A 12012-nucleotide genomic window follows, 5' to 3' on the forward strand; every position below is an offset into this window, starting at 1 on the left:
AATAACATCCCGTCACCTGCGGGCTGCGAGTATTTCGCGACCAGAAGCGCAGCATCATGACGGGGTTAGCGCACCCACAGATTGAAGAACATCGTGGTTAAAATCGCGTAAATAGCTTAGACAAAAAGGCCGCCGCGGAACGTATTCCCATTAATATCTGCAATATTTACCAAATATAAACCGGAATTCACGCGGACATTCATAGGGCGTCCGCTCTGCCGCAACTGGGCTCTCACGACTTCACAAAACCATCATGAGTAGTGGTCTTCAGGCACTTTTGTGTGGGTCGTTCCTGTCAGCGACCCGGACAAAAAAAGAGGGCCGCAAGGCCCCCTTCCAGTCATGCGATGCGCCGTTTGTTCTTGCCGGAAATGCCATGCGTCAAACACACGCAACTCGTGGTTCATTGCCGGCTTATGCGCTGCGCATCGTTCGCGTCGAAAATCCCTGATGATTTTCGAACTGTTTCGCTGGAGCGGGATGGAGAAAAGCCCGATGGTTTCGCCATCCCGTTCCAAATTTCAGTTAGTGCCGGCGCTTCTTGCCGCCGTCATTCTTGTTGTCGATGACATCGACTGACGTCTTGTTGCCGTTCAGCAGGCCGTTCAGGATGCCGGTCTTGTTGCCGTTCAGAATCCCGTTATTGGACAGGATGCCGCTGACGCCGAGATCGATGCTCGGCGAGACGACGACAAGGGCGCCGCCCTTGTTGCTGTTGCCGGACAGGATGCCACCCAGAAGACCGCCCGCATTGGCCTGACCAACGGAAGCGACAGTAAGAATAGCGGCTACACAAGCGAACTTTGCAATCATTTCTCTCTCCTCTTTTGTTTGATCACGCCATCTGGCGTAACTGAACTGTATATTTAGAGGATTCTAATTCAAGCAAAGGCTAATATTAAAATAAACAGTTAACTTTAATACTGGTGATTTTAATAGAATTTTACATATCGTCTTTTCGAACCCGCCATCTCTATTTTGACATAGACGCCATGAGTTTCAGTTACGAAAGTAAAACGGTGCGGGAGACTTTATTAACCATCCAAATATAAGATATTGCTTAATTAGAGACCGGAGATGCGAATGCGGCTGGGGGGATATATCGCGCTTGTTCTCGGCCTTGCCTGCGCCTGCGGCGCGCGGGCGGGTGAAAAGGCTGATGAGCATAATGTCACCTATAAGTCCGGTATTGCTTATGACACCAATTATTTCGCCGACACCAACAGGCTGAGCGCAATTTCGCTGCGCGCCGGCTTCGGGCTCAACGGCAAGGTTGTGCTTGATGGTGCGGAGCTGCGTTATTCGCTCGAACACGAGGAAGTCCGCCTCCCCCGTTACCGCTTCGCCAATGAACACAACACCATCGCGGCGCTGGGACTGACTAAACGGTTTTCCGAAAAGCTGGAATGGGCCATCGAGCTGCGCGGCACCCGCAGCGATGCCGGCGATATCTTCCTGCATCTGCCCGAAGAAGACATTGGTTACCGGCAGCTCGATCACAAGCTGGAGGCCTCTTCCCAGCTTGGCGTCCTTGCGCTCGGCGGCAAGAACACGCTGACGGCAAGCTTCGCCAGCCTGATGAAGGGCAAGGCGCGGTTCCGTCCGGCCTATTTCATGCCCACCCGGCTGGAGGCAAACGAGGCGCTTTTATCGCTGAAGGCCGAACATGCGCGGCCGCTGGCCGGCGGCGAGGCGGGCCTGACGCTTGCTTATGACCGTATCGTCGTGCCCGAGGGGCAACAGGAAAAATATGAGCGTTTCCCCGCCAATACGCTGCGCGGCTCGCTGGCCTATGGCTACAAGTTCTCCGATCGCTTCGCGGTTCTGGCCGAGGCGGGCTTCACATCCATTTCCGGTGATGAGATCAGCGACAAGGTAAAGCGTACCCGGCCCTATCTCCGGGCTGAAGCCGAGGTGAAGGCCACCGAGCGCATCGCCTTCGGCGTCGGCTATTCGCAGGACTATGCGCTTTTCGATCCGGATGATCCGATTGCCGAGTTTCACCGTCGCTGGCAACTCGTCATGAAAAGCCGGCTCGCCGAAAAGGTCGGGCTCGATCTTGCGTTGAACCGGGTCCACAAGGACTGGATCTATTATAATTACGATACCAGCGAGCGAAGACTGGTCGCAACGCTGTCCTTCGATACCGGCAAGAACAGCAAGCTGGAGCTGGAGTTCAACCGCCTGCTGCATGGTGAGCGCGACACCGACCTCGCCTATAGCGGCTCCAGCATCACCTCGCGTTTCAGCGGCACCTTCTGAAATTCCCTGGCGACCCGCGCGAAGGATCAGACGCATCAGGTCGAAATTCGGTCCCAATTTCTGCTAGAGTCGGGTCTTCAAGATTCGAAGGCAGGACAGACCGGATAATGAACAGACGCTTTTTGCTCCTCGCGGCCGGCCTCGCCTGCGTTCCTGTCGCCGCGGCTGCGCATCCGCACATCTTTGCCGAAGCCCGGATGGAAATCGTCGAGGGGCCTAACGGCACCGTTCAGGAAGTGCGCAATATCTGGCGTTTTGACGAGATGTTTTCGGCAAGCGTGGTGATGGATTACGACAAGAACAGCGATCTGAAGCTGGACAAGGACGAGCTGGCCGAAATCGGCAATACGGTGCTGGAATCGCTCGCCGAATATTCCTATTACACCTTCATCACCGCCAATGGAAAACCGGTGGAGTTTTCCAAGCCCGACGCCATTCACGTGGACTACAAGGACCAGCAGATTCTGATGTTCTTCTCCGTGAAGCCGACCAAGCCGCTCGCTGTCAAGGGCAAGCTCAGCTTCGGCGCCTGGGATCCAACCATGTACACGGCGATCGATTTCGCCAAGGACAGCGATATCGCGACGCAGGGCAAGGATCTGAACGCCTGCAAGCATCATATCATCCGCCCCGATCCCGACGAGGTGATCTCGCAGAACCAGAGTTCTCTGACCGACGCCTTTTTCAACGATCCGACCGGCACCGACATGACCAAGCTCTTCGCCACTCGGCTGGAGGTCTCATGCTGAGGAGCCGGGCACACCTTGCCGCCGTCGCCATCGGCCTCATCGCCGTGGCCGGTGTCGCCCATGCGCAGTCGCCGCTCGGCATCGGCTCGGCCGAACCTTCCTTTTCCGTCGGCGGCCCCTTCGCACCGCTGATGCAATGGATCAACGTGCACCAGCAGATGTTTTACCGGGCGCTGACCGGCGCGTTGAAGGCCATGCGCGAGGACAGCTGGGCGCTCGGTTCGCTGATCGGCCTTTCCTTTGCTTATGGCGTTTTCCATGCCGCCGGCCCCGGCCACGGCAAGGCGGTCATTTCGTCCTACATGATCGCCAATGAAACGCAGCTGAAACGCGGCATTCTCATTTCTTTCGTTTCGGCGCTCATTCAGGGTTTGATGGCCATCGGCCTTGTAGGCGCCGCCTGGCTGGTGCTGCGCGGCACCTCCATCACCATGACCAAGGCCACGCAGGCGATGGAGATCGCCAGCTTCGCGATGGTGGCGCTGTTCGGCGCCTGGCTCCTGGTGCGAAAGCTCTGGTCGCTGCGTATCCGGCGCGAGCCGGTCGCCGTTTTTGCTGCAGCAGGTGAAGCCACGGCCGGCAGAACCACCGGCATGGGCACCGGGCTGCGCTTTCAGGGCAAGCCGGTTTTCGCAGATCATGAGCATAACGGCACGGGTGATCTCTGCAACGCCTGCGGAAAGTCCCATGCGCCGGACCCCATGCTGTTGAAGGGCAAGAACTTCAGCCTGCATGAAGCATGGTCAGCCATCATCGCGGTCGGCCTCCGGCCATGCTCGGGCGCGATCATCGTCATGAGCTTTGCGCTTCTCAACGGGCTTTATCTCGGCGGCGTGCTCTCCGTACTCGCCATGTCGCTCGGCACCGCCATAACGGTGTCGGCTCTCGCCATCATGGCCGTCTCGGCCAAAGGGCTCGCCGTGCGTTTCGCCGGCCCCGGCAGCCGCAAGGCGGCCGGCGTCAGCCATGCGATCGAAATCGCCGGCGCGCTTTTCGTGCTGATCATGGGGCTGCTGCTGCTCGGCGCTTCGCTTCAGTTCTGATCATCGCGGCGGCGCTGGTAACGGGCGCGCAGCCAGAACAGCAGGAAGAAACACAGCACGGCAACCGCGCCGAAGGCGGCGGCGAGCCAGGGCGAATAATCGCCCAGCCACAGCATGATCTTCGGCATGACGAAGAACACGAGCCCGAAACCGACGATGATAAGGGCGGCGGCAATGGCCGGCGACCTATCCTTTTTCCCTGATGTCGGCGTTTCAGGCATTGGCAAGCTCCGCGCGAATATCCTCAAGCTTGCGCTTCTGCACCCCGTCGGCTGCAAAATTGTCAGGCGAAAGCCACGCTTCGAAGGCCTTGCCGATCAGCGGCCATTCCCCGTCGATCATCGAAAACCACGCCGTATCGCGATTTTGCCCCTTCGAGATCATGTGCTGGCGGAAGACGCCCTCGAAGGTGAAGCCATAACGCTTCGCCGTGATCTTGGAGGGCTCGTTCTCATTGTGGCACTTCCACTCGTAACGGCGATACCCCAGATCCTCGAAAACATGTTTCGCCATCAGGTAATGCGCCTCGGTGGCAAGAGGCGAGCGCTTCATCTTCGCGCCATGGGCGACGGAGCCCACCTCGACCACGCCATTGGCCGGATCAGGCCGCATATAGCTCGCCATGCCGACGATATCGCCGGTCGTGTTCTCAACGAAGACCAGCGTAACCCAGTTGAGCCTCTCGCCAGCGCTGATCAGCCAGTCGCCAAAGGCGTCGGCATCAGGGAAGGCGTTTTGCGGGAAATATTTGAGAAGCGCATTGGTGCCCTCGCCGCCAAGGGCTGACCAGAGCTTTGCGAGATGTTTTTCACGATCAAACGGCTCGGCCGTGACGTAACGGCCCTTCAACACCACCGGCTGCGGCGCCGGGCATCCCTTAAAATCACTCAGATCGCGCATTCTCTTCCCCATTTGCTGGGAGAAGGATTAGGGCAAGCGGGGCGGGATGACAACAGTGCATGTGGGGTGGGATGCGGTGGTCTCGGCGGCTGTGGCTCACCCCCCTCTGCCCTGCCGGGCATCTCCCCCTCAAGGGGGGGAGATCGACAAGCGGTTATGTTCCGCCTCTCTCGACATTTGCGAATGAAGTGGTGGTAGCGCCTCCTGCCGATCTCCCCCCTTGAGGGGGAGATGCTCGGCAGGGCAGAGGGGGGTGAGCCCCAAACTCCGACCTAGACCTTCGCCGCCACCACCGTCGCCTCGATATGGTCCACCAGCGCATCCGGCAACCCCAGACGCCCGGCAAGCAGGTCGAGATACCCCCGCTCCGCCCGCGTATCGGCCTCAATGGCAAGGCGCGAGGCGGTGTAAAGCTCAACCTTCTGCTCTTCCGTGCGGGCGGCGGCCACCAGCGCGTCGATGTCGAGCGGATCGGCCAGTTCCTTTTCGAGGAACCGCTCGGCTTCATCATCGATGCCGGAGACCTGCACCTTGTCCATGATATTGGCGCGCTCCTTCTCATCGATATGACCATCGGCCTTCGCGGCGGCGATCATCGCCTGGATGAGTTTCAGCGCGAAATCATTTGAAAGGGCCGGCGATTGCGGGTGAAAGGCGGAATCGGCGGGCGGGGCGAGAAGCTCCGGCTCGGGTTTCGGCGCGGCTTCCGGGGCCTGGCCGGACTTGTAATTCTTGTAGGCGAGATAACCGAGGCCGGCGATCGCAGCCACACCGCCGATGGTGGCGACATTGCCGGCGAGCTTGCGGCCGGTCTTGGTGCCTAAGATGGCGGCGGCGAGCGCACCGGCCTTCAGGGGATTGTTTTTGGCGATATCGGCGGCCTGCCCGGCTCTGTCACGGACGCTTCCCGAAAGGCCCGGCACCTGAGAGCCGAGGAATTGTTCAAGAAGCTTCTTGGCGTCGAACATCAAAATCTCCTGTAAAGGTCAAATCTACAGGGGAGATAGGAAGTCGTGGGCCGAATACAAATGTCAAACCCGCTCACGCCTTCGTGAACGGGTTTGACGGGACGCAAATCAGGCGCGCAGTGCGGCGGCTTCGGCGGCAAGCTTGGTGATGCCCGCCCAGTCACCGGTCGCCACCAGCTCACGCGGGGCAACCCAGGAACCGCCGACGCAGACGACGTTCGGCAGGGAGAGATAGTCATTGGCGTTCTTGAGCGACACGCTGCCGGTCGGGCAGAACACGGTGCCAGCGAGCGGCGAAGACAGCGCCTTGAGGTAAGGCGCGCCGCCTGCCTGTTCGGCCGGGAAGAACTTCAGCACCTTGTAACCCTCGTCGCGCAGCGCCATGACTTCGCTGGCGGTAGCCGCACCCGGAAGCAACGGCACCTTGGAACCGCGCGCGGCTTCCAGCACGCTTTTATTGATGCCGGGGCTGACGATGAAGGTGGAGCCGGCTTCGGCCGCCGCTTCGAAATCCTTCGCGTTGAGAATGGTGCCTGCGCCGACATTGGCGCCCTCCACTTCCGCTGCAACCGCGCGGATGGCGTCGAGCGCCGCCGGCGTGCGCATGGTGATCTCGATCGCCTTCAGGCCGCCTGCGACCAAAGCGCGCGCCAAATGCACGGCGGAAGCGGCGTCATCCACGATCAGCACCGGCACGACCGGCTGGAGCTTGAGGATGGAGAGCAGTTTTTCGGAGTCCTGGGCCAAGATGAGCCTCCTTGCGCGTTTGAAACGATTGAAATTCCGTCTACGAATTAGCCTGCCTCGGCTTTCATGTCGAGGCGCGCCAGCCGCATTTTTATCCAGATACTTCAATCAATTCGCTTCATCATAATGTCATAGTGCGATAATCTGCAGCACCAGTTCGCGGAGACAGCATGGCCAAGGAAATTGAACGGAAGTTTCTGGTTGCAGGCGGTGAATGGCGTAATGAGGTAACGCATAGCATGGCTTTCCGGCAGGCATATGTCGCCTCGGTGGAAGACCGTTCGGTTCGGGTGAGGATCGTCGACCAGCGTGACGCGACCCTGACCATCAAGATCGGCGCAAGCGCGCTTGTCCGCGACGAATATGAATATTCCATACCCCTCAAGGATGCCGAAGAGCTGATGGCAAGCGCGCCGGGCGTGGTGATCGAGAAAACCCGCCACACCGTCGATCACGGCGGCTTCACCTGGGAGGTGGATGTTTTCGAAGGGAAATATCACGGGCTGATCGTGGCGGAAGTGGAAATGAATGACGAGAATGCCGATCCCGCTCTGCCGTCATGGCTGGGCCGGGAAGTAACCGGAGACAAGCGTTTCTCCAACCAGTCGCTCGCCATGGACTGTCCGAACGGAGACCTGTCGGATGCCCTTCAGAATTGATCCGAAAAAGCCCTTCGACGACGAAATCCGTCGCGCCGGGCTGGAACTGATCGACGATGCGATCACGATCCTGCGCGATCAGCCATCGGGATCGCACGAGGCGGTGCACGACGCCCGCAAACGCTTCAAGCGGCTGCGCGCCCTCTACCGCCTCATCCGCGAGGCGGCGCCGGATTTCGGCCGCGAGGAAAATGCCCGTATTCGCGATATCGCCCGCTCCCTCGCCTTTGCGCGGGATGCGACAGCGCTGGTGGAGACGGCGGAATATCTCGATGCCTTCGCGCGCTCGGACGCGCAGGGCGAAGCGTTGCGATCGATCACCGCGATGCTGCGCACACGCCGCGACGACGCCATAGAACATGAAGCGGGTCTCGACGAGGCCATTGCCGCCGCCATCGCCGGCTGCCGGGAAGCGCGCAGGAAGCTCGAAGCCCTGTCGCTGCCGGATGAATTGAAAGACACCGCGCGGCTGATAAGAACCGCCTGGGCAAAACAGCGAAAAAGGGCGCGCAAGGCTCTCACCGATTGCCACGAGCAGGCCGACGTCGAACATTTCCACGAATTGCGCAAGGCGGGGCAGGCCTACTGGATGCATCTGGGCCTGATGCGCCGCCTCTGGCCTTCCGCCATGCGCGCCAAGCGGGCCGATACCAAGCGGCTGGTGGATATTCTTGGCCACGAGCACGATCTTTCGGTTCTCGCCGCCGTCGCCGACCGCGAGCCGGACCGGTTCGGCAATGGCGAGCGGCTGGCCCTGCTGCTCGACGCCATCATCCAGCGGCAGCAGGCGCTGCGCGCGGAAGGTCTTGCGCTGGCAGGCGAGGTCTTTTCCGAATCCGCCCGCACCGAAAGCCGCATCGTCGGCCTGCTGTGGCGGCGGGCGGCGAAATAGGCTGGAGACGGCGTGAAAACGTCCCGCCGGGCTCGGCGTCATCCTCGGGCTTGTCCCGAGGATCTGCAACGTTTCGATTTTGCGCGACGTGATTAGATCCTTGGGACAGGCCCAAGGATGACGGAAGACAGGTCTTGCGCTTTCGCCAATGTCGGGATTTGAGGCATGAAGCGCCTCCCATTTGCCCCACTCCGTCAGATATTTGACGATTTTCAAAATACCCGGACCCGCTGATAAATATTGCTTTGCGGCCGCCGTCGCTGTATTTCAGCGCCCATGACCGACACGACCATTCTCCCCCGCCCGGAAACCTCTGGTGATTTCCTTGTGGCCGCGCTTTATCATTTCGCCCGCCTGCCGCGGTTTGAGAGCCTGCGCGAGCCGTTGTTCGAACTCTGCCAGAAGAACGGCGTCAAGGGCACGCTGCTGCTTGCCGCCGAAGGCATCAACGGCACCATTGCCGGGCCGGATGCGGGCATTCACGCCGTGCTTTCCTTCCTGCGCGCCCAGCCGGAATTTGCCCCGCTGGAGCACAAGGAAAGCCGCGCTTCGCACATGCCTTTCGTGCGGCTGAAGGTGAAGCTCAAGAAAGAGATCGTCACCATGGGCGTGCCGGATATCGATCCGAACCGCATCGTCGGCACCTATGTCGACCCGCGCGACTGGAACGAGTTGATCTCCGACCCGGACACCATCGTCATCGATACCCGCAACGATTACGAGACCGCCATCGGCGTCTTCAAGGGCGCGGTCGATCCGAAGACAAAGACCTTCCGCGAGTTTCCCGACTGGGTGAAGAACAATCCCGGCCTGCACAACAAGCCGAAGATCGCCATGTATTGCACCGGCGGCATTCGCTGCGAAAAGGCCACCGCCTTCATGAAGGAACAGGGTTTCGACGAGGTCTATCACCTCAAGGGCGGTATCCTGAAATATCTGGAAGAAGTGCCGCAAGAAGAAAGCCTGTGGGAAGGCGCCTGCTTCGTGTTCGACGAGCGCGTCTCCGTTGTCCACGGCCTTGCCGAAGGCGACCATCAACTCTGCCACGCCTGCCGCAACCCGATCACGCCGGAAGTTCGCCTGTCGCCCAAATTCGAGGAAGGCGTATCCTGCCCGAGCTGTTACGACGAGCGCAGCGACGAGGACCGCCAGCGGTTCCGCGACCGGCAGCAGCAGATCGAACTGGCAAAGAAGCGCGGCGAACAGCATCTGGGGCGGTAAACCGGGACAGCTATCGGACTGCATTTGGATCGAGCGGGCGCCGGGTATTTCTTCTCCCCGCCGGGGAGAAGTCCGCGGCAGCGGGATGAGGGGGAAAGCTCTCCGAAATCCGGCAGCGTGGCCCCCTCATCCGACCCTTCGGGCCACCTTCTCCCCGGCGGGGAGAAGAAATGGGCCGCACCTTCAGGTGATCAAGAATGGGTGGAAGTAATCAGCCTCACGCCCCTGCCCGCAACGCAAAGAGCGGTGCATCCTGCCCATCCAGCATGACGGTAATCTCCTCGGCTGCGACCGGCCTTGAGAACAGGTAACCCTGCAATTCATCACAGCCGCACAGATGCAGGATGGCCGCCTGCTCTTCCGTCTCCACGCCTTCGGCCGTCACCGGAATATCGAGCGACTTCGCCAGCGCCACGGTGGCCTGCAGCATTTCCAGCGACCGGCCGCCCTTATCGAGCGCCATGATCAGCGAACGGTCGATCTTCATCCGGTCGAAACCGAAGCGGCGCAGATACCCGACACTGGCGAAGCCGGCGCCAAAATCGTCGAGTGCAATATGCAGGCCAAGCTGTTTCAGCTTGTCGATCGCCGAACTTGCCCGCTCCGGATGCTGGATGAAATAACCTTCCGTCATTTCCAGCCGCAGCCTTTCGGGCGGTGTCTGCGTCGCGTCAAGAATATCGGCGATATGGCCGGAGAAGGCCGGATTGCGGAACTGTACGGGAGAGATATTCACCGACAGCTTGATGGACGGCCATTGCCGCGCCGTTTCGCAGGCCTTGTGCAGGACGAGAAGGCCGAGCCGGTCGATCAGGCCGCTGGTTTCGGCAGCCGCAATGAAGATATCCGGCGGCACGAAACCATATCCCGGCCTCTGCCAGCGGGCCAGCGCCTCCACCCCGGTGATGCAGCGCGTGGCGGCGCTGACGACCGGCTGATAGACCACCTGTATTTCGTCGTTCAGGATGGCGGAGCGCAGATCGGCTTCAAGCTGCAGCTTTTCCTCGCGCAGCGCATCCATCTTCAGTTCATAGGAAACATAACGCCCGCGTCCGTTTTCCTTGGCCTGATACATGGCCATATCGGCACGCCGCAGCAGTTCCTCGCCATTGATATCGCCGGCGCGGGAAACCGAGGTGCCGATGCTGCAGCCGATGCTCGCCACCCTCTCACCGATGCTGAAAGGCTCGGTAAAGAGTTCGAGAAGCGCCAGACACAGTTTTCGGCCTTCCGACCAGACGTCATTGCCCTGGATGGCAATGGCGAATTCGTCACCGCCAAGCCGCGCCAGCACCGCGCCTTCCGGCACCAGCACCCTCAGCGCCGCGGCCACGCCCTTGATCAGCCGGTCGCCGGCGGCATGGCCGTAGGAATCGTTGATTTCCTTGAAGCCGTCGAGGTCGAGATAGAGAAGCTTGATATCCGTCTTTTCGTGGCGGCCGTTGTCAACCATGCGGTTCAGCTTCGCAAAGAGACCCGCGCGGTTGCTGAGCCCGCTCAACCGGTCGCGCAGCGCCTCCTCCCGCGCCGCCGCCTCATCCGCCTTCAGCCGGTCCAGCGTGGCCGAACCGATGATGAGCAGGACAAGGAAAAACGTGCCGGCAATGCCAAGCGCGGTAAAGACCACCGGCCGCGCCTCATGAAAGCTGACATCTCCGGGCAGGTGCGAGCGCCAGACGAGCCGCGCCAGCACCTCACCTAGGGGATTGACGATATCCACATGGTTGGCGGCAGGCCCGTCGCCATATTGCAGTTCCAGCCCTTCGATGACGTAGTTGCGGGCAAGCTTGTCCACCGTCGCCTGTTTGAAGTGACGGGCAAAAACCAGATAACGCCGCTCCGCATCGACCGGCGGCAGCGCTCCGGATTTCAGCCGCACGAGCGCAACACCGGCTGCGGCGATGCCATCGCCGGTTTTGACGAAACCCGTGACCTGCGAGGTGATGCCGGGACGCATGGACCGCACGCGATCGATCATTTCCTTAAGGCCGCCGGCGAAATAGGCGTCTGGCCTCCATGTCGCCGGCTTGCCGTTCTGATAGGCCATGCGAACCTTGTCATCCTCGTCGATGATCACGGCAGTATCGAAAAGATCGTTATTGACCGTCATCTCGCCGTAATTGCTCGCCACCCAGTCAAAACGATCAGGGGCGTAGACATATTCGGCGGCATCATCCCAGGCGGCGTAGTCATTCAGCGTTGCGCCGAGCTGTTCGCGAAAGGTGACGAGAGCACCCGCCGTCGTCTCGCGCGAACGGGCATTGTCGAGCAAATTCGCTTTTTCGCGGACCTGGCTGAGGGCGGACAGGACCAGAGCGGTGACGATGAGAAGCACCAGCGCGAAGGTGGACAATACAACACCCACGGCGGTTCTGCGCCCGACCGGCAAATAGTCCCCAATGTTGCGCGGCGCAATCCGCATAAAATCCCCTTCGAAAGCATCATCTTCCGAAGGAAACATTCAGAAGCCGTTAAACCGCATCGCGGCCCCGCCCCAAAAAAACACGGGTATAAAACGACAGTCCGGCAGCGACTCTGAAAAATTCTTCCCTGAAATGCTCCGGGTTTTTC

At 60.2% G+C, this 12012-nt stretch carries 12 protein-coding genes; 6 read left to right on the top strand and 6 right to left on the bottom strand.

Going from position 1 to position 12012, the window contains the following annotated elements; translation table 11 throughout:
• Positions 1–525: 525 nt before the first annotated feature.
• Positions 526–813 (bottom strand): hypothetical protein, encoded by a 288-nt coding sequence (locus tag WDZ78_RS21545; protein WP_003505460.1) that lies wholly within the window; start codon positions 811–813, stop codon positions 526–528.
• Positions 814–1083: 270 nt separating this feature from the next.
• On the opposite strand from WDZ78_RS21545, the gene WDZ78_RS21550 reads away from it, so the two are divergent.
• The 3 genes from WDZ78_RS21550 to WDZ78_RS21560 all read left to right on the top strand — a co-directional run bounded on the left by WDZ78_RS21550 (position 1084) and on the right by WDZ78_RS21560 (position 4054).
• Positions 1084–2262 carry a hypothetical protein gene (locus WDZ78_RS21550; protein ID WP_425674200.1) on the top strand — a complete coding sequence of 393 codons (1179 nt, stop codon included), beginning with the start codon at positions 1084–1086 and terminating at the stop codon, positions 2260–2262.
• A 107-nt stretch (positions 2263–2369) separates the two neighbouring features.
• Positions 2370–3011, top strand: a complete 642-nt coding sequence (locus tag WDZ78_RS21555; protein WP_020009071.1) for a DUF1007 family protein — start codon at positions 2370–2372, stop codon at positions 3009–3011.
• The gene (locus WDZ78_RS21560) at positions 3005–4054 is read left to right on the top strand and encodes a nickel/cobalt transporter (RefSeq protein ID WP_425674201.1); all 1050 of its coding nucleotides are present in this window, start codon (positions 3005–3007) and stop codon (positions 4052–4054) included. The genes WDZ78_RS21555 and WDZ78_RS21560 overlap by 7 nt, the downstream gene beginning before the upstream one ends.
• Here WDZ78_RS21560 and WDZ78_RS21565 read toward each other — a convergent pair.
• The 4 genes from WDZ78_RS21565 to WDZ78_RS21580 form a co-directional block, all read right to left on the bottom strand.
• Positions 4045–4275: a hypothetical protein gene (locus tag WDZ78_RS21565; RefSeq protein WP_020009073.1), complete on the bottom strand. Its 231-nt coding sequence runs from the start codon at positions 4273–4275 to the stop codon at positions 4045–4047. The genes WDZ78_RS21560 and WDZ78_RS21565 overlap by 10 nt on opposite strands.
• Positions 4268–4954: a GNAT family N-acetyltransferase gene (locus WDZ78_RS21570; protein WP_425674202.1), complete on the bottom strand. Its 687-nt coding sequence runs from the start codon at positions 4952–4954 to the stop codon at positions 4268–4270. The genes WDZ78_RS21565 and WDZ78_RS21570 overlap by 8 nt, the downstream gene beginning before the upstream one ends.
• A 272-nt stretch (positions 4955–5226) precedes the next feature.
• The gene (locus tag WDZ78_RS21575) at positions 5227–5922 is read right to left on the bottom strand and encodes a tellurite resistance TerB family protein (protein WP_003505454.1); all 696 of its coding nucleotides are present in this window, start codon (positions 5920–5922) and stop codon (positions 5227–5229) included.
• Between the two features lie 108 nt (positions 5923–6030).
• Positions 6031–6669, bottom strand: coding sequence for a 2-dehydro-3-deoxy-phosphogluconate aldolase (locus WDZ78_RS21580; RefSeq protein ID WP_080864529.1), 639 nt, complete (start codon positions 6667–6669; stop codon positions 6031–6033).
• Positions 6670–6839: 170 nt separating this feature from the next.
• On the opposite strand from WDZ78_RS21580, the gene WDZ78_RS21585 reads away from it, so the two are divergent.
• The 3 genes from WDZ78_RS21585 (at position 6840) to WDZ78_RS21595 (ending at position 9441) form a co-directional block, all read left to right on the top strand.
• The gene (locus tag WDZ78_RS21585) at positions 6840–7328 is read left to right on the top strand and encodes a CYTH domain-containing protein (RefSeq protein WP_003505452.1); all 489 of its coding nucleotides are present in this window, start codon (positions 6840–6842) and stop codon (positions 7326–7328) included.
• Positions 7312–8220 (top strand): CHAD domain-containing protein, encoded by a 909-nt coding sequence (locus tag WDZ78_RS21590; protein WP_020009076.1) that lies wholly within the window; start codon positions 7312–7314, stop codon positions 8218–8220. The genes WDZ78_RS21585 and WDZ78_RS21590 overlap by 17 nt, the downstream gene beginning before the upstream one ends.
• Before the next feature lie 276 nt (positions 8221–8496).
• Positions 8497–9441, top strand: coding sequence for a rhodanese-related sulfurtransferase (locus WDZ78_RS21595; protein WP_425674203.1), 945 nt, complete (start codon positions 8497–8499; stop codon positions 9439–9441).
• 217 nt (positions 9442–9658) lie between these two features.
• Here WDZ78_RS21595 and WDZ78_RS21600 read toward each other — a convergent pair whose 3' ends face one another.
• Positions 9659–11902 carry a bifunctional diguanylate cyclase/phosphodiesterase gene (locus WDZ78_RS21600; protein ID WP_425674204.1) on the bottom strand — a complete coding sequence of 748 codons (2244 nt, stop codon included), beginning with the start codon at positions 11900–11902 and terminating at the stop codon, positions 9659–9661.
• Positions 11903–12012: the final 110 nt, after the last annotated feature.

This window comes from Agrobacterium sp. M50-1 (assembly GCF_049843495.1).
Lineage (GTDB): Bacteria > Pseudomonadota > Alphaproteobacteria > Rhizobiales > Rhizobiaceae > Agrobacterium > Agrobacterium radiobacter.

What these genes read in the sequence shown, in the direction of transcription:
- WDZ78_RS21545 (WP_003505460.1), bottom strand. Translation starts at nt 813, where the DNA reads ATGATTGCAAAGTTCGCTTGTGTAGCCGCTATTCTTACTGTCGCTTCC.
- WDZ78_RS21550 (WP_425674200.1), top strand. Translation starts at nt 1,084, where the DNA reads ATGCGGCTGGGGGGATATATCGCGCTTGTTCTCGGCCTTGCCTGCGCC.
- WDZ78_RS21555 (WP_020009071.1), top strand. Translation starts at nt 2,370, where the DNA reads ATGAACAGACGCTTTTTGCTCCTCGCGGCCGGCCTCGCCTGCGTTCCT.
- WDZ78_RS21560 (WP_425674201.1), top strand. Translation starts at nt 3,005, where the DNA reads ATGCTGAGGAGCCGGGCACACCTTGCCGCCGTCGCCATCGGCCTCATC.
- WDZ78_RS21565 (WP_020009073.1), bottom strand. Translation starts at nt 4,275, where the DNA reads ATGCCTGAAACGCCGACATCAGGGAAAAAGGATAGGTCGCCGGCCATT.
- WDZ78_RS21570 (WP_425674202.1), bottom strand. Translation starts at nt 4,954, where the DNA reads ATGCGCGATCTGAGTGATTTTAAGGGATGCCCGGCGCCGCAGCCGGTG.
- WDZ78_RS21575 (WP_003505454.1), bottom strand. Translation starts at nt 5,922, where the DNA reads ATGTTCGACGCCAAGAAGCTTCTTGAACAATTCCTCGGCTCTCAGGTG.
- WDZ78_RS21585 (WP_003505452.1), top strand. Translation starts at nt 6,840, where the DNA reads ATGGCCAAGGAAATTGAACGGAAGTTTCTGGTTGCAGGCGGTGAATGG.
- WDZ78_RS21590 (WP_020009076.1), top strand. Translation starts at nt 7,312, where the DNA reads ATGCCCTTCAGAATTGATCCGAAAAAGCCCTTCGACGACGAAATCCGT.
- WDZ78_RS21595 (WP_425674203.1), top strand. Translation starts at nt 8,497, where the DNA reads ATGACCGACACGACCATTCTCCCCCGCCCGGAAACCTCTGGTGATTTC.
- WDZ78_RS21600 (WP_425674204.1), bottom strand. Translation starts at nt 11,902, where the DNA reads ATGTTTCCTTCGGAAGATGATGCTTTCGAAGGGGATTTTATGCGGATT.